Raw genomic sequence first — 23,282 nt, forward strand, 5'->3', positions numbered from 1 at the left:
GCTGCAGCGATCCCGAGCGAAAGAGGCCGGGCGATTGCCCGGCCTTTGTTTTTTGGTGTTTACGAGAAGGCCTTCGCCATCACGTCGGCCATGCGGCGCGCGAAGTTCGAGGGGTCTGGCACCTGTTCGCCTTCGATGATGAAGGCCTGATCGAGGAGCAGTTGCGCCGCGTCTTCGACCGAAGCCGCCCCCTTCGACTGAACTTGACGGGCAAGTGCCTGGATCATCGCATGCCCGGCATTGATCTCGAGGATCGGTGCCGAGATCGACACCCCTGAATCCTTCTGCCGCGACAGAAGTTTCTCCAGCGTGCGGTCCATGTCGTTGTCGTTGACGATGCAGACGGCGCTTTCGGTCAGCCGCTTCGAATTGCGAACGTCCTTCACCTTGTCGCCCAGTGCCTGCTTCAGCGCAGCGATCAGGGTCACGGTGGCGGGCTCGTCCGCGGTCTCGGGCGTCGCCTCGTCCTTCAGTTTGATCAGGTCGAGGTCGGCGGCTCCCTGCGTCACCGACTTGAACGGCTTTCCGTCAAAACCCAAAGCAGTGCGTACCCAGAACGAGTCGACAGGGTCGGTCAGCAGCAGCACCTCCACGTCGCGCGCCTTGTAGCCTTCGAGCTGCGGGCTGGCCTTGGCCTTCGCCGCATCCTCGGCTGTGAGATAGTAGATCGCGGTCTGGTTCTCCTTGAGGCCTGCGATATAGTCCTTGAGGCTTACCCATTCGCCCTTGGTGGAGCGGAAGCGGGCAATGTCATAGATCTGGTCGCGCCGTTCCATGTCCTCGTAGAGGCCTTCCTTGATGACCGGGCCGAAGACTTCCCAGACCTTCCGGAAATTCGCCTCGTCGCTCTCGGCACTCTTCTTCAGTTCGGAGAGAACCTTGTTGGTGACCGCCTTGCGGATCGCCGCCACCTGCGGATTGTTCTGCAGCATTTCGCGCGACAGGTTCAGCGGCATGTCCTCGCTGTCGATGATGCCGCGCACGAAACGGAGGTAGGGCGGCAGCAGTTCGACGTCATCCGCGATATAGACGCGCTTCACATAGAGCTTCTGGCGGCCGCGGCGCTCGGGGTCATAAAGGTCGAAGGGCTTCTCGCCGGGAACGTAGAGCAGCACGGTATATTCATGCCGGCCCTCGGCGCGGTAATGCAGCGTGATCGCCGGGTCGGAATAGCTGCCCGAGATATGCCCGAAGAACTCCTTGTGCTGGTCCGCCGTGATCTCCGTCTTGGGCCGCGTCCAGATGGCATTGGCCGTATTGATCTGCCGCGGCGCCTCTTCGCCATCCACCAGCATGATCGGATGCGCGATATGGTCGGAGTAGGTCCGCACGACGGTCTCGATCTTCCAGTCCTCGAGGAACTCGAGGCTGTCGTCCTTGAGGTACAGAACAATGGTGGTGCCGCGCGGAGCGTCCGCCACCGGCGCGATGGTGAAGCTGCCCGAGCCGTCGGACGACCACAAGTGAGCCTCCTGCGAGCCCGCGCGCCGCGAGATCACGTCCACCTTCGAGGCGACGATGAAGCCCGAATAGAAACCGATGCCGAACTGGCCGATCAGGTGAATGTCGCCCTGCGCCGCCTTCGCCTTCTCCACGAAGGCCTGCGTACCGGACTTGGCGATGGTGCCGAGGTTCTCGACAAGCTCCGTCTCGCTCATGCCGATGCCGCTGTCGGCGATGGTCAGCGTCTTTGCCGCCTTGTCGGGCGTGATGGTGATCTTGAGATCGGGAGCCCCTTCGAGTAGCTCGGGCTGGGCAATCGCCTCGTAGCGCAACTTGTCGAGCGCGTCGGCGGCATTCGAGATCAACTCGCGCAGGAACACGTCGCGGTCGGAATAGACCGAATGCACCATCAGGTGCAGGAGCTTGGCGACTTCCGCCTGGAACGCGTGGGACCGGGGGGCGCCATGAGCGGCGGCGTCTGGTGTTGCCGTGGTATCGTTGGCCATGTCACTCTCTTCCTGAAGCACTGGAACTGACGGCCAGCCATATCGGGTGTGACAGATTTCCGGTCAAGAGCCGAAAGAAAAAGCGGCCGGGCTCCCCAAGGGATCCGGCCGCAGAACTCTACTCAAACGCCTCAACACACTTACACTTGGGTGATGGGGTAACGGCCCGGCCGGTTGAACAAGCTTCGGGGGGCTGGGGGGCTGAGATTTCCGTCGCTCAACACCAGCCGGGCTTTAGAGGCAACGCAGTTCTTATCGCCTGCGACATGGGCGCAAGCTTGATGCAAATGCGGCGGAAAGGTGAAACTTGTTGCGCCCTGTCCGTCACAAGCTTGTCACGTTGACTGAATGGGTCCATGTTCGGGACCAGTCCTCACCCAATGGCAAAGGGGGCCTCTTGGACAAGACCGAAGATATAGTTCCACTCCGGCCCTGGGGTTCCGGCGCCTCTCCGGGCCGGGACGAATCCGGCAGCCGGGGCCACAAGCCACCCGAGCAGGTGGCCTTCGACCGAAAGGAACTTCAGGCCATTTTGAGTCTCTACGGCTCCAAGGTCGCCGAGGGCGAATGGCGGGACTACGCTATGGAATTCGGACACGAGACGGCGACCTTCTCGGTGTTCCGGCGATCGTCCGAAATACCCCTCTACCGTATCGTGAAGGACCCATCGCTGGCCCGCAAGCAAGGCGCCTACGCGGTCATTGCGCAGGGCGGCCTCATCCTCAAGCGTGGCCACGACCTGGCGATGGTCCTCCGGGTTCTGGTGAAAACGCCAAAGCTGCGGCCGATCTGACCTTCTCGAAGCAGCCCGCCAAACAAAAAAACCCCGGCCTTTCGAGCCGGGGTTTCCGTGTGAGGCAGGTGCGGGTCGTTACTCGCTCCGCATGATCCCGAGGATGTTCAGGATGTGGATGAACAGCGTGATGAAGCTGCCATAGAGCATGAAGGCTCCGAAGATCGACTTGCCGCGCTGTACGCCCGGCGCATCGCCTTCCACATACATTTCCTTGATCTGCTGGGTTTCATAAGCCGTGATGCCGGCAAACAGCAGAACGACCACCACCGAGGTGAGGAGGCTCATCATGCTCGACTGCACGAAGAACACATTCACCAGCATCGCGATCAGGATGCCGATCGAGGCCATCATGAAGAAGGTGCCGAAGCCCGAGAGGTCACGCTTGGTGACGTAGCCCGCGAGGCTGGTGGCGCCGAAGGTGACGGCCGAGATCAGGAAGGCCTGCGTGACCATTCCGGGGGCAACCGCCAGATAGGTGCCGACCATCGGTGCGATGGCGAGGCCCCAGAGGGCGACATAGCCCCAGAACGCGCCATGGGCGACTGCCGGGTTCGACGAGAAGATCAGGCGTGGCGCCAGGAAGCCCATGCCGATGATGGCGATGAAGAATATCCACTTCAACGAGTAGACCGCCTGCATGGCGGCCGGGTTGGACGCCACCAGCATCGTGATGATGGCGGTCGCCGCCACACCCAAAGCCATGTAGTTGTAAACGCCCAGCATGTAGGAACGCAGACCCTGGTCGATTTCGGCCCGGGTCTCGGTCCTTGCTTGGGGTTGATAACGGGATTCAGCCATTTACGTTCCTCCAGCGGTAAGATTTGACAGCGAATATGGGGAAAAGCCCCACTTGCTTCAAGTTACAGGAATTTTAGGTGCCTTAACGGCCATTAACTAACTGTTTGCATACTGGTCCATCTTACGCGCCAGCGCGATGTCCAGATCGGTGACCCCACCAGCGGTATGCGTCGAAAGCGTCACTTCCACCCGCCCATAAACGTTGAACCATTCGGGATGATGGTCGGTCTTCTCGGCGAAAAGCGCCACCCGGCTCATCCAGCCCCAGGCCTGGCTGAACGACTTGAATTGATAGGTCTTGGCGATCGCATCTCGTCCCTTGGCCTCCGCCCAGCCCTGAAGCTCGTGGAGGGCCTTGGCCCGTTCGACGCCGACCAATGCTTTGTCCGTCATATCCCTGCCTGCAAGCGGTATGATTCCTCTATCGCGTAGGGACCGCCCCCGCGCGATGGCCGGGACGAGAAGAGCACGAAACGCGGCACTTCGAATACCCGGCTGCGGTAGAGGTTATGGGAAGCGATGAAGTGGTGCAAGGCCGTAAGGTCGGGGTCCTTCAACCGTGCCAAAGTGACATGCGGTGCAAACTTGCGGGGGTCAGGCGGCAGGCCCAGCACCTGGCAGATGCGTTCGTGGATGGATTGCAGCCTTCTGAGCTCAGCATTTTCCTCGACCCCCGCGAACAGCACATGAGGCTTGTTGCCGCCGAATACCCCGCAGCCGGTCAGCTTCAACGCGAAGGGCCGCGCCTCCACCCCGTCAAGCTCATAGGCGATCTCGCGGGCCAATCCCTCGTCGATGTCGCCGATGAAGCGGAGCGTGATGTGATAGGATTCGCGGTCGATCCACCTCGCACCGGGAATCCCGCCTCGCATCAGATCGAGATCGAAGGCCACGTCACTGGGGATATCAAGACCGGTAAACAGACGTGGCATTGCGGGGACCTCCTCTGCGGCGAAGGATGTGCGAAACGCTTGGAACCTACGCTAATGTGATTCCCGGGAAACCCAAGCGCTATTTTCCGGCAACCCTGGCGATCAATTGTTCAACGCTGGGCAGGATGCGGGACACCACGATGTCGACGCCCGCCGGATTGGGATGAATGCCGTCGGCCTGGTTGAGCTTGACCTCCGCCGCAACACCGTCGAGGAAAAACGGGTAAAGCAACGCGCCATGCTTTTCGGCCTGCCGCGCGTACATGCCGTCGAAGCTCGCCTGATACTCAGGCCCCAGGTTGGGGGGCGCGCGCATGCCGGCGACCAGCGCGGGAATGTCCTTTTCCTTGAGCGTCGCCAGAATTCCATCGAGTGCGGCTTCCGCCTGCGGGGCGGGCAACCCGCGCAGCGCATCGTTGGCGCCAAGCTCGACGATCACCGCATCGACGTCCTCCGAAAGCGACCAGTCGAGGCGCGAGAACCCGTCAAGCGCGGTATCTCCCGACACACCGGCATTGACCACCTTCACATCGTGGCCCTTCGCTTTGAGCGCCGCTTCGAGCTTCACCGGGAAGGCATCGGATGGTTGCAGCCCGTAGCCCGCCGTCAGGCTGTCGCCCAAGGCCAGAATGGTGATGCTTTGGGCATGAAGCGGCTGGAGCATGAGGAGAAGGAAGGCCAGGACGGCGGAAAGTTTCATCATGACGGACAATTAAGCGCCATGGTTGCCGTGTTCAAGCATCCGTAACTCGACAAAGCACGTAAGGCCAACCATGTTCGATGCAATGACCACCACGGCTGTTTCCCTGAAAGACGTTCACCTGACCCTGCCGAGCCGCGCCGGCAATGTCGATATCCTGCGCGGCGTCGACCTGACAGTCATGCCGGGCGAGGCTCTCGGCATCGTCGGTCCCTCGGGCTCGGGCAAGACCACGCTGCTCATGGTGATCGCCGGGCTGGAACGCGCCAGCCGCGGCTTCGTCAGCGTTGCGGGCCAGGATCTGTCGGGAAAGAGCGAGGATGAACTGTCCGCCTTCAGGCGCGACAATGTCGGCATCGTCTTCCAGTCTTTTCACCTCATCCCCACCATGACGGCGCTCGAGAACGTGGCCGTGCCGCTGGAATTCCGTGGCGAACAGAACGCCATGCTCATCGCCACGGAAAAGCTGAAGCGCGTGGGTCTGGGTCATCGCCTGACCCATTATCCGGGACAATTGTCGGGCGGCGAACAGCAACGCGTGGCGATCGCGAGAGCACTGGCGTCCGGCGCGAAGATCATCATCGCCGACGAACCCACCGGCAATCTCGACCATGTGACCGGCGAGCAGATCATCAAGCTGCTCTTCGACCTGAAGCAGCAGGACGGCGCGGCCCTGCTCCTCGTCACTCATGACCGGACGCTCGCGGAGCGCTGCGACCGCGTGGCCGAGGTACTCGACGGAAAGATCGTGGCCGGGGCCCAGCCCGGAGCACTCGCATGAACCTTGCGCTCTGGCTGCGATTCGCGGCCCGCGATCTCCGTTCTGGCCTGCAAGGCTTCTGGATCTTTCTCACCTGCCTCGCACTCGGCACCGGCACCATCGCCATCATCGGTTCGCTCTCGGCAGCCATCGAACGCGGCCTCGACGAGCAGGGCCAGCCGCTTCTGGGCGGCGATGTCGAGTTCTCTCTCATCCACCGCGAGACGACCGATCCGGAACTGGCCTTCATCTCGTCCAAGGGCACCGTGAGCAAGGTGGCAACCGTGCGCGCCATGGCGGTGGCAGGCGACAACACCACACTTGTCGAAGCCAAGGCCGTCGACGCGAATTACCCGCTCTACGGCACGGTAGACCTCGACAATGGCATGACGCTGGCCGATGCGCTTGCGACCCGCGATGGATTGCCCGGAGCGGTGGCTGATCCGCTGCTCATGGGACGGCTGGGCTTGAAGCCCGGCGACCGCGTGAAGCTCGGTTCCATCGATGTCGCGATCCGCGCGCTCATCAAGCTGGAGCCCGACCGCATTTCGGACGGTATCGTGCTGGGCCCCCGCCTGCTCGTGACCGAGGAGACGCTGCGGTCGACCGGCATCGTGCAGCCGGGAAGCCTCATCACCTGGCGCTATCGCGTGAAGCTGCCCGATCCCTCGCCCGAATCCATGCGGGCCGTGATGTTGCAGGCCCGCGAGGAGTGGAAGGACTCCGGCTGGCGCGTGAAGAACCGCAACAACGCGGCCTCGGGCGCCGACAATTTCATCGAGCGCCTCAGCTACTTCATGACGCTGGTCGGTCTTGCGTCCCTCATCGTCGGCGGCGCGGGCATCGCCAATGCGGTTCAGGCCTTCGTGACGCGGAAGATGAATTCGATCGCCACCTTCAAGTGCCTCGGCGCATCCTCGCGCGATGTGCTCGGCATCTACCTGACCGAAATTCTTCTTGTGGGACTGCTCGCCATCGGGCTCGGGCTAGCAGCGGGCGCCGTGGCACCCGCGCTGGTCTCGGCCACGCTCGGCGGCGTACTGCCGCTTCCCATCGCGGCGCGCGTGGAAGTGATCCCGCTGCTCTTCGCCGGAGCGCTTGGCCTTCTCACCACCATCGCCTTCGCCCTGTGGCCGCTGGCACATACGCGCCGCGTTCCGGCCTCGGCCCTGTTCCGCTCACGCATCGCGCCGGTTCATGGCCGTCCCGGAGCATGGGAGCTTGGCGCCATCGCGATGGCCCTGGCGCTCATCGCGGGACTGGTCTTCTTCGCATTCGAGAACACGCGCATCACCGCATGGTTCTTAGGGGGGCTCGTCGTCAGCTTCGTCGTGCTGCTCGGTCTTGCCCGGCTCATCATCATGGGCGCTCGCCGCATGCCAAGGGCCTCTTCTGTCATATGGCGCTATGCCATCGGCAATCTTCACCGTCCGGGAACAGCCGCGGGCTCGGTCATCCTCGCGCTGGGGTTGGGTCTCACGCTCTTTGTCACACTGGCCCTCACCGACCGCACCATCTCGACCGAACTCAGGTCCGGCATCCCGGAGAAGGCCCCGGCCTTCTTCTTCCTCGATGTCCGCAACACCGAGCTTGAGGCCTTCAAGGATGCAGTCACAAAGGAAGCGGGTGTTACCCATGTCGCCAATTCGCCCATGCTGCGCGGCCGCGTGGTCAGCGTGAAGGGCGTTCCCGCCGAGAAGGTGGAAGCTTCGCCAGAGTCCAACTGGGCGTTGCGCGGCGACCGGGGCCTCACCTATGCCGACAGCCTTCCCGAGGGCTCCACGCTGGTCGAAGGCGAGTGGTGGCCGAAGGACTATGCGGGCCTGCCGCTCGTCTCGCTGGTCGATGAGATTGCCTCAGGGATTGGTGTGAAGATCGGCGACGAGATCACCGTCAATGTGCTGGGCCGCGAGATCACCGCCAAGGTCGCCAACACCCGCAAGGTGAACTGGCGGAATCTCGGCATCAACTTCGTGATGGTGTTCTCGCCCAGTGTGTTGAAGAGTGCGCCGCACAGCCATATCGTGACCGTCGAAATGAATGGCGGCGACAAGGCGGCTCTCCTCAACAAGATGGCCCGTGCCTATCCTTCGGTGACAGCCGTGCGTGTCAAGGACGCGATCGACATCGTGAGCGGCTTGCTGGGACAGATGCTCGCGGCCATCCGTGGCGCCAATGTGTTGACGCTTCTCACGGGCGTGCTGGTTCTCGCCGGAGCGCTGGCGGCGGGCCTTTCGGAACGGCTCTACGAGGCGGTCGTGCTGAAAACCTATGGCGCTACAAAACGCCAGCTCGTCGGCGCCTTCACCATCGAATATGCGGCCTTGGGTCTTGCCGCCGCCGTGTTTGGATTGGCCGTCGGTTCGCTCGCCTCATGGTTCCTCGCGCATTACATCCTCGAAATTCCGTGGAGCTTCTCGTTTGTAACCGCAGGCCTGACGGCGCTCATCGCCATGGTGGTGACGGTGGCGGCAGGACTGACCGTCACATGGGCTGCCCTATCGGCAAACCCAGCGCCTTACTTGAGGAATGAGTAGCGCGCGGGGCTGCTTCCCGCTACATCCAAACATCAACTTCAATCATCGAGTTTCATGGTCGTTCTCAATCGCATCTACACCCGCACCGGCGATGCCGGAGAAACGGCACTCGGCTCCGGCGAGCGCGTGTCGAAGGCGCATCTCCGGATACAGGCCTATGGGACGGTGGACGAGACCAACGCCACGCTGGGCATCGTGCGCCTCCACACCGCAACGCCCGACATGCAGAAGCTCGATGCCATGCTGGCCCGCATCCAGAACGAGCTGTTCGACCTCGGTGCCGACCTCTGCGTGCCCGACACCGGCAAGGACCTGGGCTACGAGCCGCTCCGTATTCTCCCGAAGCAGTACGAGCGCATTGAGGCCGAGATCGATGATCTCAATTCGGAACTCTCGCCGCTGCGGTCCTTCGTGCTCCCTGGCGGCCATCCCGCCGCCGCTCATCTTCACCTGTCCCGCACCGTCTGCCGCCGCGCCGAACGCCTCATCGTCGAGCTTGGCCTGCATGAGGGCGAGCACGTGAGCGAGGGCGCCATCGCCTATATCAACCGGCTGTCGGACTTCTTCTTCGTCGCCAGCCGCTGGGCCAATGCGCGCACCTCCGGCGACGTGCTGTGGGTTCCCGGCAAGACACGCTGAGACCCGATGTTCATCCCCCTTCACGATTCCACCCCGCTGAAGGTCATCCGCTTCCAGCTCGTCACCGTCACCATCATCGCACTCAACGTCGTGATGTACCTGACGACAGGCGCCTTCAACACGGATGCGGTTCTCTCTGTCATCGCGGTGGGCTGGGGCCTTGTGCCCGGTGAGCTGACCGGCATGTTGCCGCCGGTTCTGGGCTACAATCCCATTCCGGAGCCCTTCACGCTCATCACCTACGAATTCCTTCATGGCAGCTGGTGGCATCTCATATCCAACATGCTGTTCCTGTGGGTCTTTGCCGACAATGTGGAGGACGCCTACGGCCATGCGTCCTTCGCCATGCTCTATATCGTCTGCGGGGTGGTGGCGGGCCTGGCCCATGTCGCCCTGCAGCCCGGCTCCGGCCTGCCGCTGGTCGGAGCTTCCGGCGCCGTCTCGGGCATACTTGGCGCTTATGTGATCCTGTTTCCCAAGGCGCGGGTCTGGATCCTGCTGTTCCTGCGCATTCCCATCCGCATCGGCGCCCTCTGGGTGCTGGGCGGCTGGTTCGGATTGCAGCTGTTTTCGTACTGGATGGATTACGGGAAGCCCGATGCGAATATCGCCTGGGGCGCCCATATCGGCGGCTTCCTGGCGGGCATGGCCATCACCTACGCCATCCGCCGCCGCCTCTGGATGCGGCTTGCGGCCTAAGCGAAACGTCGCATTCGGCCATCAAGCGGCGTTGGTGGAATTGACTTGAGGGGTTCCCCTCACTAGGGTCCGGCCACTTTTCAAGACCGCCATATCGAGGGAAATGATGAAAGTCCTTGTCGCTGTGAAGCGGGTCGTTGACTACAACGTCAAGATCCGTGTGAAGGCCGACGGTTCGGGTGTCGAACTGGCCAACGTGAAGATGTCGATGAACCCCTTCGACGAAATCGGCGTCGAGGAGGCCGTGCGCCTCAAGGAATCCGGCAAGGCGACCGAGGTCGTGGCCGTTTCGATCGGGCCGCAGCAGTCGCAGGAAACGCTCCGCACGGCGCTCGCCATGGGTGCCGACCGTGCGATCCTCGTCAAGACCGACGCGCTGGTCGAGCCGCTCGCCGTCGCCAAGATCCTGAAGGGCGTGGTCGAGGCCGAAAAGCCGGAGATCGTCATTCTCGGCAAGCAGGCGATCGACGACGACTGCAACCAGACCGGCCAGATGCTCGCAGCCCTCCTAGGCTGGGCGCAGGCCGCATTCACCTCGAAGCTCGAGCCCGGTGACGGCGAAGCCGCGATCACCCGCGAAATCGACGGCGGCCTCCAGATGCTGAAGGTCAAGCTGCCGCTCGTTGTGACGACCGACCTCCGCCTCAACCAGCCGCGCTATGCCTCGCTGCCCAACATCATGAAGGCGAAGAAGAAGCCCCTGGACGAGAAGACGCCCGCCGACTACGGCGTTGACGTTGCCCCGCGCCTGAAGGTGCTCAGAACCGAGGAGCCGCCGAAGCGCCTCGCCGGCATCAAGGTGAAGACGCCGGCCGAACTCGTCGCGAAACTCAAGGAAGCAGGAGCAATCTGACCATGGCTGTCCTCCTCGTTGCAGAACACGACAACGCGTCGCTGAAGGACGCGACCCACAAGGCGCTGACCGCCGCCGCCCAGATGGGTGGCGACGTCCATGTGCTGGTGGCCGGCAACAATGCGGGTGCGGCTGCCGCGTCCGCTGCGAAACTCGATGGCGTCTCCAAGGTGCTTCATGTCGAGAGCGGGTTGCTGGAACGCCCGTTGGCCGAGCCGATGGCCGCCCTCGTGGTGGCGCTGGCACCGGCTTACGATCACATCGTCGCTCCCGCCACCGGCAACGGCAAGAACTTCATGCCGCGCGTGGCTGCACTTCTCGACGTCATGCAGATTTCCGACATCGCGGAAGTGAAGTCCGCCGATACCTTCGTGCGCCTGATCTATGCCGGCAACGCGGTGCAGACCGTGCAGTCGACGGACCCGAAGAAGGTCATCACCGTTCGCACCGCGTCGTTTGCGGCGGCGGGTGAAGGCGGGTCCGCCGAAGTCGTCTCGATGAACGCGCCATCTGATCCGGGCCTGTCGTCCTACGAAGGCGAAAACTTGTCGAAGTCCGACCGTCCGGAACTCACCTCGGCAAGGATCGTGGTCTCGGGCGGCCGCGGCATGCAGAACGGCGACAACTTCAAGCTGCTCGAATCGGTCGCATCGAAACTCAACGCCGCGGTGGGCGCCTCGCGCGCCGCCGTCGACGCAGGCTATGTGCCCAACGACTACCAGGTCGGACAGACCGGCAAGGTAGTGGCCCCCGATCTCTACATCGCGGTGGGCATCTCCGGCGCCATCCAGCATCTGGCCGGCATGAAGGACTCGAAGATCATCGTCGCCATCAACAAGGACGAAGAGGCACCGATCTTCCAGGTCGCCGACTACGGTCTCGTGGCCGACCTCTTCACCGCCGTTCCCGAACTCGACGCGGAACTGGCGAAACTCGGCAAGTAGATCTGCTGACAGTGCCTGACATGGGGCCGGGATAGAACGCATCATGCATCTCTATTCCGGCCCTTTGAGTCTGTTCGGCCGCAAGGTTGAAATCGCCCTCCGCGAAAAGGGCGTGCCCTATACTTGCGACATGGTGCCTTTCACGCAGACGGAAGGCTACGCGCCGAAGCATCAGGCCGTGCTCGCGGCAAACCCCAAGGGCCAGGTCCCGGTGCTGGTAGACGGAGATGTCACGCTCTACGATTCAACCGTCATTCTCGAATACATCGAAGACAAGTACCCGGAGCCGAGGCTTTACCCGCGCGATGCAAGTTCACGTGCGCTTTGCCGTCTTGCTGAACTCGAAGCCGGAGAGGTGCTTCTTCCGCCGGTTCGGAAACTGATGTTCCGCACTGAACCGCCGGGACCCGACACCGCCCGCCGCGACGCACAGGAGCGCGAGGCCGCCGCAGCTGAGCCCGCCATCATCGAAAACCATCGGAAACTCGATGCAAGGCTTCAGGGCAGCGATTTCCTGTTGGGTGAACTCTCGGTGGCTGACATCGCCACGTTCCTGACTGTCCTCTACACAGTGCGAAATGGTGGCCCCGGCGTGAGCCACCACCGCAATCTCAGGCGATGGTACGAGACGCTTGCCGCGCGGCCTGCGTTTGCCGGGATCGCGGCCGAGATCGCCGACGCCGACCGGGCACTTTCGCACCCGGTCGAACGCCGAGAGTTCTAGACGCTGAGGCCTTTCGAGAATGGCAGCACGCGCACGCGTTTCTTGGTGGCCTGGTAGACAGCATTGGCGACCGCCGGTCCGATTGGCGGAACGCCCGGTTCGCCAGCACCCGTCGGCGGCGCATCCGACGGTATGATATGGACCTCCACCTCTGGCATCTGATCGATCCGAAGCGGTGTGTAGCTGTCGTAGTTGGCCTGCTGCACTTCACCGGACTCCAGCGTGATCTCTTCGCCGAGAATGGAACTCAGCCCGAACCCGATGCCGCCTTGCATCTGCGCCACCACCTGATCGGGATTGATGGCCGTGCCGCAATCCACGGCGCAGACGACTTTCTCCACCTTGATCTGGCCCTCGGCCGGAATGCTGATCTCGGCGATCTGCGCCACAACGGTGTTGAAGCTCTCGGCCACCGCAACGCCCCGGAAGCGGCCTTGCGCCGGGGCACTGCCCCAGCCCACCTTTTCGGCGGCCAGTTTCAGAGCCGCGAGATGGCGCGGATGATCCTTGAGAAGCTCAAGCCGCAGCGCCACGGGATCTTTCCCCGCGGCTTCCGCCACCTCGTCGAGGAAGGCCTCGACGGCATAGGCCGTGTGGGTGGAGCCCACCGCGCGCCACCACAGCACCGGAACCCCGGCCTGCATGGTGGAGAGGCCCACCGCGAGATTGGGGATGGCATAGGGAATGTTGGCCGCACCCTCGACGGATGTGAAGTCGATCCCGTTCTTCACCGCCATGCCTTCGAACAACGTGCCCGACATGATCGACTGCCCGACGACGTGGTTCGACCACGCGACGATGTTGCCTTCAGCATCTAGGCCGGCCTTCATCGCGTGCACATAGGCCGGGCGGTAGCGTCCGCCTTTCATGTCGTTGTCGCGCATCCACTGCACCTTGACGGGTCGTGACCAGCCGATGGCCTTCGCCACCTCGACCGATTCCGCCACCACATCGGCATCGAACACCGCGCGGCGGCCAAAACCGCCGCCCGAGCGCATGACATGAAGCTTGACCTTGTCGGGTGTCACGCCAGCAATCTGCGAGGCGATATACTGGTAGAGGTCCGGCATCTGGTGTCCGCCCCAGATCTCGACCACACCATCCTTCATCTGGGCCACGGCATTGAGCGGTTCCAGCGCCGCATGCGCGAGGTAGGGGAAGGAGAACGTGGCTTCCAGCGTCTTCGCTGCACTTGCAAGTGCCTTGACCGCGTCGCCATCGTTGCGGGCGACCGCAAGTGGAGTTGCCTTGGCCCGCGCCTCATAGGCCGCGAGAATCTCAGGCGAAGACCGCGTCTCGGCCTTCTCCTCGTTCCACGTCACGGTGACGAGATCGCGTCCCTTGATCGCCGCCCACATGGTCTCGGCCACGATGGCCACGCCGCGCGAAATCTGCACGACGTCGATCACGCCCTTCAAGGCCTTGGCCTTCGACGCATCGAAAGAGGTAACAGTGGCGCCGAATTTCGGCGGATGGATCATCACGGCGGTGGCCATGTTCGGCAGCTTCACGTCGATGGTGAATTCCGCCGTGCCGTCGGTCTTCATTTTCGAGTCGTAGCGCTTGAGGCCGGCGTTGCCGATCTGCGTCCACGCGCTGGCGGGCTTCAGCGGAATGTCCGTGGGCGGATCAATACCGGCGGCTTTCGCCGCCATCTCGCCATAGGTGGCGGTCTTGCCAGAGGCATGCGCCAGCATTCCACGCTCCGCGACGATCGAGGAGGCCGGGACGCCCCATTCCTTGGCCGCCGCCTCGACCAGCATCATGCGCATCGCGGCTCCAGCCTTGCGGTAGCGCTCCCATGACGATGTCATGGATGTGGAACCGCCCGTGCCCTGCGCGGCAACACCCCAGGCGAGATTGCCGAAGGCGGCGAGATTGCCAGATCCACCCTCGACCGTGATCTGCGGCCAGTCAGCGCCCAGTTCCTCGTTCACCAGCGTGGCGATGCCGAAGTATGCGCCCTGACCCATCTCGAACTGCGAAGAATAAATGGTGACCTTGCCATCGGGCGCGATCGCCACATAGGGCTGGAACGGATGGACCTTGGGCTGGTCTTGCGCGGCAGCGGGGCTGTTCCAGCGAAAGCCAACGGAAAGGGCGCCTGCGGTGACAAGCGCGCCCAGCAGGAAGCCGCGGCGCGTGGCGTTCAGCTTCGGAACATGGGGAGCGGCAAAGGAATCGAATATCTTGGGATACATGGCTCAGGCCTCCAGCCGGCGCGCGGCTTCGTGAACGGCGGAACGGATGCGGGCATAGGTAGCGCAACGGCAGAGGTTGCCGGACATGGCGGAATCAATGTCGCCATCGCCGGGTTTCTTGTTCTGGCTCAGCAGCGCCACGGCCGACATGATCTGTCCCGACTGGCAATAGCCGCATTGCGGCACGTCGAGCTCCGCCCAAACCGCCTGTACGGTCTCGGCAACCTTGCCGCCAACGCCTTCGATGGTGGTGATCTTTGCGGTGCCGACATCGCCAAGAGCTGTCTGGCAGGACCGCACCGGTTGCCCGTCGAGATGAACGGTGCAGGCGCCACACTGGGCCAGGCCGCAGCCGAACTTGATGCCCGTCATGCCAAGAACGTCGCGGATCGCCCAGAGGAGCGGCATGTCCGCTTCGGCATCGACCTCGCGGTCGACTCCATTGATGTTGACCTTGATCATGCGCGGTCCCTCCTTGCGATTTCTGTCAAGCATCGGATGTCAGCGCGAAGAGATGCGGTTACAAGGACCTCACGAAACCGTGATCTGCTCTCTGAGTGAGGGAACGATCCATCCCGCACTCACAGCTTGCGGGCATCCCATCATATGGTCCCTCATCCCCGCAGGGCCGCCGCATCGTGACCGTTCTTGCCCCTCCAAAGTGGCATTGCTGCACTTGCGAAACGCTCTTGCCCTGCGCGGGTACCCGTTATAGGCTCCCTCGACTTTAGAATTCAGGCACTTGATCAACATGCAAATCAGGAAAGTCGGCGTCATCGGCGCCGGTCAGATGGGCAACGGCATTGCGCATGTCTGCGCTGTCGCGGGTTATGACGTCGGGCTCTACGACGTCGCCAAGGAACGCATGGAGGCTGGCCTCGCCACCATCAACGGTAATCTCGCCCGCCAGGTGCGCTCCGGCAAGATTTCAGAGGCAGATCGCGACTCGGCCCTTTCGCGAATAAAGGGCGTTCCGGCCTATGAAGGCTTCGGCGACTACGATCTCATCATCGAGAGCGCGGTCGAGGACGAGCAGGTCAAGCGCAAGATCTACCAGGCGCTTTGCCCGCACCTGAAGCCCGAGTGCCTTGTCGGCTCGAACACCTCCTCGATCTCGATCACGAGGCTCGCCGCCGCTACCGACCGGCCCGAGAAGTTCATGGGCATCCACTTCATGAACCCGGTTCCGGTGATGGAACTGGTGGAACTGATCCGCGGCATCGCAACAGACGAGCCGACATTTACGACGGCCAAGGAATTCGCGCAGTCACTCAGGAAGACCATCGCGGTCGCCGAGGACTTCCCCGCCTTCATCGTCAACCGCATCCTGCTGCCGATGATCAATGAAGCGATCTACACGCTCTATGAGGGCGTGGGCGGCGTGGAAGCGATCGACACGGCGATGAAGCTGGGCGCCCGCCATCCCATGGGCCCGCTCGAGCTTGCCGATTTCATCGGCCTCGACACCTGCCTCTCGGTGATGCAGGTGCTGCATGATGGTCTGGCGGATTCAAAGTACCGCCCCTGCCCGCTGCTGGTGAAATATGTCGAAGCCGGCTGGCTCGGCCGCAAGACCAACCGCGGCTTCTATGACTATCGCGGCGAGAAGCCTGTCCCCACGCGCTAACGGCTCAAGCGCTGCGGAGCCACGTTGCGCCAGGCCATACGCAATGCGCTCTCCACGGCGGGCTCGTCTGCCGCCTTGAGGTGAACGAGCGTCCAGCCCTGCCGTCCCCAGCCTCCTGCAACAGAAGCGAATATCGTTGGTTCGGCAGCGGCAAGCGCGGCCTGCTGGTCCGGCGTGAATTTCACCACGCCCGTGGCGTCGTCTTTGAGCGAGGCGAAGATCTTGTTCCTCACCCGGAAGTCCGCTTTTCCGAAGTGGGACTTCTCGATCGCTTCGGGCAGCGCCAGAGCGAGTTCACGAAAGCGCTCAGGAGTCATGCGCCCTCGCCAAGCGCTGCCTTGATGAGTGCCACCGCTTCAGGCCCAGCCCAGTGTGCAGGGCCGATGAGCCTGCCGATCTCGTTGCCTTGCCTGTCCACCAGAAGCGTAACCGGCAGGCCGATGGCCTGCAGGTCGTTCACGATGGCCGTGGTCGGCTCGACATAGAGCTTGAGGTTGTCGGCGCCTGTTTCCTTCAGAAATGCAGATGAGGCCTCGGCCCCCTTGCGGTCGACGCTGATCGCCAGCACCTCGAAATTCTCCGAACCCAGGTCCTTCTGGAGCTTGGCGAGGTCCGGCATTTCCTTCCGGCACGGCGCGCACCAGGTGGCCCAGAGATTGACCAGCACCACGCGGCCCTTCCAGTCGCTGAGCTTGACGGGTTTCCCTGTGCCATCCTGGAAGGCGATGTCGGGCACGAGCTTCCGCTCCGATTTCACCAGGAATGCTGCCATCTCTCCTGTGGCGAGTTCACGCGTTACACCGGCCAGGGGCATGGCGGCGGGCAGGGCGGCGGTCGCCTGCGCCACGGCGGTTTCAGGTCCGGCCTTGCGTGGATCGGCCTGAAACAAGTAATAGCCGGTTATGGCGGCAATGACGGCAAAGCCCGCACCGATTTGCGTGAGGACTCCGGGTTTTTTATCTTTGCTCATGTGGTGCTTTTCGGTGGGGAAGAAGGATTTTCGATGACCAACAAGATGTGGGGCGGGCGGTTTCAGTCGGGGCCGGACGCGATCATGGAAGAGATCAACGCTTCGATCGGCTTCGACAAGCGCCTGTTTCGGCAGGACATCGCAGGCTCGAAGGCGCATGCGGCCATGCTGGCGAAGCAGGGTATCATCACGAAATCCGATGCCGCTGAAATTAGGAAGGGGCTCGACCAGGTTCAAGGCGAGATTGAGGCTGGCACCTTCACCTTCTCACGCGCGCTGGAGGACATCCACCTCAATGTCGAGTCGCGCCTGAAGGATATCATCGGTCCGGCGGCGGGCAGGCTCCACACCGCGCGCTCGCGGAACGACCAGGTCGCGGTCGACTTCAGGCTCTATGTGCGAGACACTGTCGACCATTTCGACGCACAGTTGAAGGAGCTGCAACTGGCGCTTGCGGAGAAGGCCGAGGCACATGCAGGAACCGTCATGCCGGGCTTCACGCACTTGCAGGTGGCCCAGCCCGTAACCTTCGGCCATCACATGCTGGCTTACGTCGAGATGCTGGCCCGTGACCGCTCGCGGCTGGCCGACGCCAGAAAGCGCATGAACGAAAACCCGCTGGGCGCGGCGGCGCTGGCCGGAACATCATTCCCCATCGACCGCCACATGACTGCTGAGGCTTTGGGCTTCGACCGTCCGACGCGCAACTCGCTCGACACGGTGGCCGACCGCGACTTCGTGCTGGAGACACTTTCCGCCTGCGCCATCTGCGCCATTCATCTATCGCGTCTGGCGGAGGAGATCGTCATCTGGTCGACGAGCCAGTTCCGTTTCGTGAAGCTCTCCGACAAGTTCACCACCGGCTCCTCGATCATGCCGCAGAAGCGCAACCCGGATGCCGCCGAGCTGGTGCGAGCCAAGCCCGGCCGCATCATCGGCGCCTTGACCGCGTTGCTGACAGTTATGAAGGGCCTGCCGCTCACCTATTCGAAGGACATGCAGGAAGACAAGGAACCGGCTTTCGACGCCTTCGACAACCTGTCGCTGGCGATTGCCGCCGCCACCGGCATGGTGAAGGACATGGTGCCGAACGAGGACGCGATGAGGGCTTCCGCCGCATCCGGTTTCTCGACAGCGACGGACCTCGCCGACTGGCTCGTCCGTACACTGAAGATGCCGTTCCGCGAGGCGCATCACGTCACTGGAAGCCTTGTCGCGCTGGCGGAAACCGAGGGCTGCGACCTACCCGAATTATCCCTCACGCTGATGCACACGGTCGAACCGCGCATCACGAAGGACATCTACAAGGTGCTGACCGTTGAAAATTCCGTGGCCTCCCGCACGAGCTTCGGCGGCACGTCCCCGAAGAACGTGAAGCGCGAAGCAAAGCGCTGGCTGAAGCTGCTGAAAGCCTGATAGGGTGAACCCATGAAAACCTTGGCACTCATCCTCGCGCTGTCCCTGTCGCTTGCGGCCTGCGGTATCAAGGGCGACCCGGAGCCGCCGCCTGCGGAACCCTCAACGAACTCGGATCAGGCCCAGTAGACATGCATCATTTTGCCTATCGCGATGGCGTTCTCCACGCCGAGGACGTGAACCTGAAGGCGCTGGCCGAGGAAATCGGGACACCCTTCTATTGCTATTCCAGCGCCACGCTGGAACGCCACTACAAGGTCATGCGCGATGCCTTCGCAGGCACCGACCACATGATCTGCTATGCGATGAAGGCCAATTCCAACCAGGCCGTGATCCGCACCATGGCGGAACAGGGCGCCGGTATGGACGTCGTCTCCGAGGGCGAGCTTCGCCGCGCGCTGGCCGCAGGCGTTCCGGCCCGCAAAATCGTCTTTTCCGGCGTCGGCAAGACGGCGCGCGAGATGTCGCTGGCGCTGAAGGAGGGCATCGCCTGCTTCAACGTCGAGTCCGAGCCTGAACTGGAACTTCTCTCCGAGGTCGCCAAGCGCGTCGGCCAGCGGGCGTCCGTCTCGATCCGCGTCAACCCGGATGTCGATGCAAAGACCCACCACAAGATCTCGACCGGCAAGGCCGAGGACAAGTTCGGCATTTCCTACAAGCTGGCACCTGAGGTCTATGCCCGCGCGGCTGAGCTCCCGGCGATCGACGTCGCCGGCATCGACATGCATATCGGCAGCCAGATCACCGAGCTTGAACCCTTCGAGAAGGCGTTCCGCCTGATGGGCGAGCTGACGGAGACGCTGCGGGCCCAGGGCCACAACATCCGTCACCTCGACTTAGGGGGGGGCTTGGGCGTTCCCTATCGCGGCACCAACGACGTGCCACCGCACCCTGATGAATACGCCGCGATGGTGAAGCGCACACTGGGCCAACTGAACCTGAAATACGTGCTGGAACCCGGCCGCATGATCGTCGGCAATGCCGGGATCATGGTGTCGCGCGTGATCTATGTGAAGGATGGCACCGAAAAGCACTTCGTCATCCAGGACGCGGCGATGAACGACCTGATCCGCCCCACACTCTATGACGCCTATCACGAGATCATTCCGGTGGCGGAACCCGCGACGCCCGAGACGATGATGGCCGATGTGGTGGGCCCGGTCTGCGAGTCGGGCGACTATCTCGCCAAGTCGCGGCGGCTTCCTCGCATGGAGGCGGGCGACCTGATCGCCACCATGACGGCGGGCGCTTATGGCGCGGTTCAGGCCGGGACATACAACACGCGGCCGCTGATTGCGGAAGTGCTGGTCAAGGATGGCAAATGGGCGCTGATCAGGCCAAGGCAATCATACGAGGAACTGATCGGCCTGGATCGCCTCGCCTCGTGGCAGGAGAAGGTGAAAGCCTGAAAGCGTTGGCGCGATTGTGATCGGGAGCGGGGGGCACAATTTGGCCCATCTGTGCTAGCATCCTCGTCAAATGCCAACGCGCCCCGACGAGACACCAGATCGCACCGCCGCCCATAATGCGGCAAACCGGGTCATCGACCGCAAGATCGGCTTTGCACAGGCAGCCCTTGCCTTCGAGCGGATCTGGACGGCCCTGCACTGGCCCCTCCTCATCGCCATGGTCTTTGCGGGGCTTGTGTTTGCAGGCCTGTTGCCATTTCTGCCCCAATGGCCGAGGCTGGCGCTCTTCGCGGCATTCGCGGTTTTGTTCCTGTGGTCGCTGAGGCCCCTGACGCGCATGATGTGGCCCAGCCGCTACGAGGCGATGCGGCGCGTGGAGGAAAAGACAGGGCTATCCCATCGCCCCGTCTCGGCCCATGCCGACCGGCTTTCTCCGAACTCGGATGATCCGCTGCAACAGGCGATCTGGGAAGAACACAGGCTTCGCCAGCTCCGCGGCCTCGACTCCCTGAAGGCTGGCGCTCCGCAATCGTCCTGGCGCGACATCGATCCGCGCGCATTCCGTGTGCCCGTCGCATTGGCGCTGCTGGCTGCCATTCTGCTCGGGCAGGGCGACCCGCGCAGCAACCTGACAGACAGCTTTGCCTTCGCCAAGCCGGAAGCCGCCATTCCGCTTGTGATGGACGCCTGGCTGAAGCCTCCTGCCTATACGGGCAAGCCTCCCGTGCTGCTGACCAGCCCGGCCATGACGGAACGGCTCAAGACCGATCCTGACATTCTGGTGCCTGAGAAAGCCACGCTCACGTTGCGTATCACAGGCGCCAAGTCGCCGGTTCTGTCGTTCCACGAGCTGAGCGATACCGGGGCCGAGACGCCCGAGGTGACGGGCTTTGCACCAAAGGTGAAGAATGCAGACGGTATCTTCCAGGCCGAGACGCTCATCGCGAGACCCGCACTTGTCAAGGTGATGGACGGGCAGAGCGAACTTGGACGCTGGCGCATTTCCCTTATTCCAGACGCCGCGCCGACGATCGAGATCACGGAAGAGCCCAAAGGTGATTCCTCAGGCTCCCTGACGGCCAAGTGGAAGGCGACTGACGATTATGGCGTGAGCGGTATCACGGCCGACATCTATCTGGCGGACGAGCAGGACGATGGCGTGGGTTTCACTGATGGCGGCATCTTCGAGTTTCCGCCGCCGAAGTTCCCCATCAGCCTGCGCAAGGCCTCGCCGAAGGAGGAGACCGGACAGTCGAAGGCCGATGTGGCAGAGCACCCGTGGGCCGGCTTCATGGTGGAAATGACGCTGGCCGCTAAGGATGCGGCGGGTCATGAGACCGAGAGCGCCAAGACCACCTTCCGCATGCCCGAGAGACTTTTCTTGCGGCCCTTGGCCCGCGCGCTGATCGAGCAGCGGCGCAATCTCATTCTCGCACCCGACGAGGCAGGCTCCGTCGTGCAGATGCTCGACGCCCTCCTGACCTACCCCGAAGGATTGATCGAGAACAGCGGCACCCATATTGCCATCGCCACGGCACTCTCGCGCCTCAAGGCGACGGAGGATCAGGCCGGAATCGACAGCGTGATCCGCATGCTCTGGCAGATCGCGGTCAATATCGAGGAAGGCACCATAGCCGATGCCAAGGCGCAACTCGAAGCCCTACGCAAGGAACTGGAACGCGCCCTTCGCGAGGGTGCGAGCCCCGAGCGCATTGCCGAACTGACCGAGAAGCTGCGCGAGGCGCTCGACCGTTACATGCAGTCGCTGATGGAAGAAACCCAGAAGCGGATGACGCAAGGCCAGCAGAACCAGCAGCAGATGCAGCAGCAACAGCAGGGCCGCACGGTGACCCCGCAGGAACTGCAGAAGATGCTCGACATGATCGAGAAGCTGGCTCAGAGCGGCGCCAACGAGGCGGCCCAGGAAATGCTCTCGCAGCTCGAGGACATTCTCCGCAACCTGCAGCCCGGCCAGCCGCAGCAGGGCCAGATGCAGGAAGGCCCGCTGGGCCAGATGCTCGACAAGCTGTCCGAACTCATGCGCCAGCAGCAGAAGCTGATGGACGATACCCAGCGGTCCCAGCAGGACGGAATGGGAGAGCAGCAACAGGACGGCGGCCAGCAGCCGGGCCAGCAAGGCCAGGGCATGGGCGGCCTCGGTGACCGCCAGCAGGACCTGACCAAGATGCTGCAGGAGCTTATGGAACAGTTCGGCCAGAACGGTATGCAGGCGCCAAAATCATTCGGTGAGGCAGGCAAGAGCATGCAGGGGGCGGAAGGTTCGCTCCGCGAGGGTGACCGCGACCAGGCCCTGGGGAACCAGGGCGATGCGATGGCCAAGCTGCGCGAAGGAGCGCAAGGCCTTGCCCGTCAGATGATGCAGCAGGGACAGGGTCAGCAGGGCAACCAGGGCCGCACCGGCGAGGCGCGCGGCGACCGCGATCCGCTGGGCCGCCCGATGCCGAACCGTGGCGAGGACTATGGTCCGGAAGAGAACATGCTGCCCTCTGAGCTGGCGATCCAGCGTGCTCGCGAAATTCTGGAAATGCTGCGCTCGCGCGCCGGCGAATCGCAGCTGCCCAGGCTTGAGCGCGATTACATCGAGCGCCTGCTGCGCGGATTGTACTGAGGCTCAGAAGCGTTCGGAAAAGAGCTTCACGCCGCCCGCGACCAGCCGCCACCGGCCGTCAGCACGCTCCAGAGTCTCGACTGTGCCCGCGCCCGGCAACCGGGCACCCTTCGTTATGGGCACGATGTCAGTACCGCGGAATGTCTTCATCTCGACGAAGGCAACGCCGTCTATCACCGTCAGCAGGCGATAGAATTCGACCGGAGCCTCGGAGGTGTAGGGCTGGACGGGCTGCGCGGGCGGCACGGCATTGTCCTGAATGGGCGCAACGGATTGGGTGGTGACGGGGTCCACTTCGACCGCAATATCGGTGATCATCTTGCGCCTGGGAGCCGGAAAATTCAGGCCGAGGTCGGGCGGCGGGTTTTCCATCATCCTGAGCTTCACGACCTTGTAGCTGGCGAAGGCAAGGCATCCGGCAGCGAGGCTGACCGCAAGCGTGTAGGTCAGGAGATCGGTGACTTTCGATAGGGACTGATTCGCCATGGTGTGACCCGCCAGACGTATGGGCACCCATCCTGCATCCGTGTTCTTGCGCGAGGCATGCGATTTCGATTTATTTTACAACCGTGACGCTCATCACAGATTGTTTTGGTGCTTTCAGCCATGCTGGGCTTGCAAGTTGGACGCAAGCTCAGGCCCAGAGACGACGCGCAAGATAGACGGCAGCCCCGGAGGGGGCCGGCGTGGATCATGTGG

At 62.9% G+C, this 23,282-nt stretch carries 23 protein-coding genes; 13 read left to right on the forward strand and 10 right to left on the reverse strand.

The window, feature by feature from the left end; all coding sequences use genetic code 11:
• Positions 1 to 59: 59 nt before the first annotated feature.
• On the reverse strand, positions 60 to 1,949 hold the full coding sequence (htpG, locus tag ACEW8Q_RS15860; RefSeq protein ID WP_373505026.1) for a molecular chaperone HtpG: 1,890 nt from the start codon (positions 1,947 to 1,949) through the stop codon (positions 60 to 62).
• Positions 1,950 to 2,346: 397 nt separating this feature from the next.
• On the opposite strand from htpG, the gene ACEW8Q_RS15865 reads away from it, so the two are divergent.
• A complete protein-coding gene (locus tag ACEW8Q_RS15865; protein WP_373505027.1) occupies positions 2,347 to 2,742 on the forward strand; it encodes a DUF2794 domain-containing protein in 396 nt (131 codons plus the stop codon).
• A gap of 78 nt (positions 2,743 to 2,820) precedes the next feature.
• Here the strand turns inward: ACEW8Q_RS15865 and ACEW8Q_RS15870 are convergent, their stop codons facing one another.
• The 4 genes from ACEW8Q_RS15870 to ACEW8Q_RS15885 all read right to left on the reverse strand — a co-directional run bounded on the left by ACEW8Q_RS15870 (position 2,821) and on the right by ACEW8Q_RS15885 (position 5,178).
• Positions 2,821 to 3,543 (reverse strand): Bax inhibitor-1 family protein, encoded by a 723-nt coding sequence (locus tag ACEW8Q_RS15870; protein ID WP_373505028.1) that lies wholly within the window; start codon positions 3,541 to 3,543, stop codon positions 2,821 to 2,823.
• Positions 3,544 to 3,639: 96 nt separating this feature from the next.
• Positions 3,640 to 3,936: a 4a-hydroxytetrahydrobiopterin dehydratase gene (locus tag ACEW8Q_RS15875; RefSeq protein WP_373505029.1), complete on the reverse strand. Its 297-nt coding sequence runs from the start codon at positions 3,934 to 3,936 to the stop codon at positions 3,640 to 3,642.
• Positions 3,933 to 4,475 (reverse strand): RNA 2',3'-cyclic phosphodiesterase, encoded by a 543-nt coding sequence (thpR, locus tag ACEW8Q_RS15880; RefSeq protein ID WP_373505030.1) that lies wholly within the window; start codon positions 4,473 to 4,475, stop codon positions 3,933 to 3,935. Before thpR ends, ACEW8Q_RS15875 begins: the two co-directional genes overlap by 4 nt.
• Before the next feature lie 79 nt (positions 4,476 to 4,554).
• On the reverse strand, positions 4,555 to 5,178 hold the full coding sequence (locus ACEW8Q_RS15885; RefSeq protein ID WP_373505031.1) for an arylesterase: 624 nt from the start codon (positions 5,176 to 5,178) through the stop codon (positions 4,555 to 4,557).
• Between the two features lie 70 nt (positions 5,179 to 5,248).
• On the opposite strand from ACEW8Q_RS15885, the gene ACEW8Q_RS15890 reads away from it, so the two are divergent.
• The 7 genes from ACEW8Q_RS15890 (at position 5,249) to ACEW8Q_RS15920 (ending at position 12,331) form a co-directional block, all read left to right on the forward strand.
• Complete coding sequence (locus tag ACEW8Q_RS15890; protein ID WP_373505032.1) at positions 5,249 to 5,956, forward strand: ABC transporter ATP-binding protein; 708 nt, start codon at positions 5,249 to 5,251, stop codon at positions 5,954 to 5,956.
• A complete protein-coding gene (locus ACEW8Q_RS15895; RefSeq protein ID WP_373505033.1) occupies positions 5,953 to 8,472 on the forward strand; it encodes an ABC transporter permease in 2,520 nt (839 codons plus the stop codon). The genes ACEW8Q_RS15890 and ACEW8Q_RS15895 overlap by 4 nt, the downstream gene beginning before the upstream one ends.
• A gap of 54 nt (positions 8,473 to 8,526) precedes the next feature.
• Positions 8,527 to 9,111, forward strand: coding sequence for a cob(I)yrinic acid a,c-diamide adenosyltransferase (locus ACEW8Q_RS15900; protein ID WP_373505034.1), 585 nt, complete (start codon positions 8,527 to 8,529; stop codon positions 9,109 to 9,111).
• A 6-nt stretch (positions 9,112 to 9,117) separates the two neighbouring features.
• Positions 9,118 to 9,810, forward strand: a complete 693-nt coding sequence (locus tag ACEW8Q_RS15905) for a rhomboid family intramembrane serine protease (RefSeq protein ID WP_373505035.1) — start codon at positions 9,118 to 9,120, stop codon at positions 9,808 to 9,810.
• 106 nt (positions 9,811 to 9,916) lie between these two features.
• Positions 9,917 to 10,663, forward strand: a complete 747-nt coding sequence (locus ACEW8Q_RS15910; RefSeq protein ID WP_373505073.1) for an electron transfer flavoprotein subunit beta/FixA family protein — start codon at positions 9,917 to 9,919, stop codon at positions 10,661 to 10,663.
• Positions 10,664 to 10,665: 2 nt separating this feature from the next.
• Entirely contained in the window at positions 10,666 to 11,607 is a 942-nt protein-coding gene (locus ACEW8Q_RS15915) for an electron transfer flavoprotein subunit alpha/FixB family protein (RefSeq protein ID WP_373505036.1), read from the forward strand.
• Positions 11,608 to 11,650: 43 nt separating this feature from the next.
• Positions 11,651 to 12,331 (forward strand): glutathione S-transferase family protein, encoded by a 681-nt coding sequence (locus tag ACEW8Q_RS15920; protein ID WP_373505037.1) that lies wholly within the window; start codon positions 11,651 to 11,653, stop codon positions 12,329 to 12,331.
• On the opposite strand, the gene ACEW8Q_RS15925 is transcribed toward ACEW8Q_RS15920, so the two are convergent.
• On the reverse strand, positions 12,328 to 14,532 hold the full coding sequence (locus ACEW8Q_RS15925) for a molybdopterin cofactor-binding domain-containing protein (RefSeq protein ID WP_373505038.1): 2,205 nt from the start codon (positions 14,530 to 14,532) through the stop codon (positions 12,328 to 12,330). The two genes, ACEW8Q_RS15920 and ACEW8Q_RS15925, sit on opposite strands and share 4 nt — an antisense overlap.
• A gap of 3 nt (positions 14,533 to 14,535) precedes the next feature.
• Complete coding sequence (locus ACEW8Q_RS15930; protein ID WP_373505039.1) at positions 14,536 to 14,994, reverse strand: (2Fe-2S)-binding protein; 459 nt, start codon at positions 14,992 to 14,994, stop codon at positions 14,536 to 14,538.
• 289 nt (positions 14,995 to 15,283) lie between these two features.
• Between ACEW8Q_RS15930 and ACEW8Q_RS15935 the strand changes: the two genes are divergently transcribed.
• Positions 15,284 to 16,159 (forward strand): 3-hydroxybutyryl-CoA dehydrogenase, encoded by an 876-nt coding sequence (locus tag ACEW8Q_RS15935; RefSeq protein ID WP_373505074.1) that lies wholly within the window; start codon positions 15,284 to 15,286, stop codon positions 16,157 to 16,159.
• On the opposite strand, the gene ACEW8Q_RS15940 is transcribed toward ACEW8Q_RS15935, so the two are convergent.
• Both ACEW8Q_RS15940 and ACEW8Q_RS15945 read right to left on the reverse strand, forming a co-directional pair.
• On the reverse strand, positions 16,156 to 16,476 hold the full coding sequence (locus ACEW8Q_RS15940; protein WP_373505040.1) for an MmcQ/YjbR family DNA-binding protein: 321 nt from the start codon (positions 16,474 to 16,476) through the stop codon (positions 16,156 to 16,158). The two genes, ACEW8Q_RS15935 and ACEW8Q_RS15940, sit on opposite strands and share 4 nt — an antisense overlap.
• Entirely contained in the window at positions 16,473 to 17,129 is a 657-nt protein-coding gene (locus tag ACEW8Q_RS15945) for a TlpA family protein disulfide reductase (protein ID WP_373505041.1), read from the reverse strand. Before ACEW8Q_RS15945 ends, ACEW8Q_RS15940 begins: the two co-directional genes overlap by 4 nt.
• Before the next feature lie 33 nt (positions 17,130 to 17,162).
• Between ACEW8Q_RS15945 and argH the strand changes: the two genes are divergently transcribed.
• From argH to ACEW8Q_RS15965, 4 genes are all read left to right on the forward strand, one after another.
• Positions 17,163 to 18,545 (forward strand): argininosuccinate lyase, encoded by a 1,383-nt coding sequence (argH, locus tag ACEW8Q_RS15950; RefSeq protein ID WP_373505042.1) that lies wholly within the window; start codon positions 17,163 to 17,165, stop codon positions 18,543 to 18,545.
• A 12-nt stretch (positions 18,546 to 18,557) separates the two neighbouring features.
• The gene (locus ACEW8Q_RS15955; protein ID WP_373505043.1) at positions 18,558 to 18,674 is read left to right on the forward strand and encodes a lipoprotein; all 117 of its coding nucleotides are present in this window, start codon (positions 18,558 to 18,560) and stop codon (positions 18,672 to 18,674) included.
• A 2-nt stretch (positions 18,675 to 18,676) separates the two neighbouring features.
• Positions 18,677 to 19,954: a diaminopimelate decarboxylase gene (lysA, locus tag ACEW8Q_RS15960; RefSeq protein ID WP_373505044.1), complete on the forward strand. Its 1,278-nt coding sequence runs from the start codon at positions 18,677 to 18,679 to the stop codon at positions 19,952 to 19,954.
• A gap of 70 nt (positions 19,955 to 20,024) precedes the next feature.
• Positions 20,025 to 22,583 carry a TIGR02302 family protein gene (locus tag ACEW8Q_RS15965; RefSeq protein WP_373505045.1) on the forward strand — a complete coding sequence of 853 codons (2,559 nt, stop codon included), beginning with the start codon at positions 20,025 to 20,027 and terminating at the stop codon, positions 22,581 to 22,583.
• Between the two features lie 3 nt (positions 22,584 to 22,586).
• Here the strand turns inward: ACEW8Q_RS15965 and ACEW8Q_RS15970 are convergent, their stop codons facing one another.
• A complete protein-coding gene (locus tag ACEW8Q_RS15970; protein ID WP_373505046.1) occupies positions 22,587 to 23,069 on the reverse strand; it encodes a hypothetical protein in 483 nt (160 codons plus the stop codon).
• Between the last annotated feature and the right edge of the window lie 213 nt (positions 23,070 to 23,282).

Origin of the sequence: Aestuariivirga sp. (genome assembly GCF_041738905.1) — a bacterium.
GTDB lineage: Bacteria > Pseudomonadota > Alphaproteobacteria > Rhizobiales > Aestuariivirgaceae > Aestuariivirga.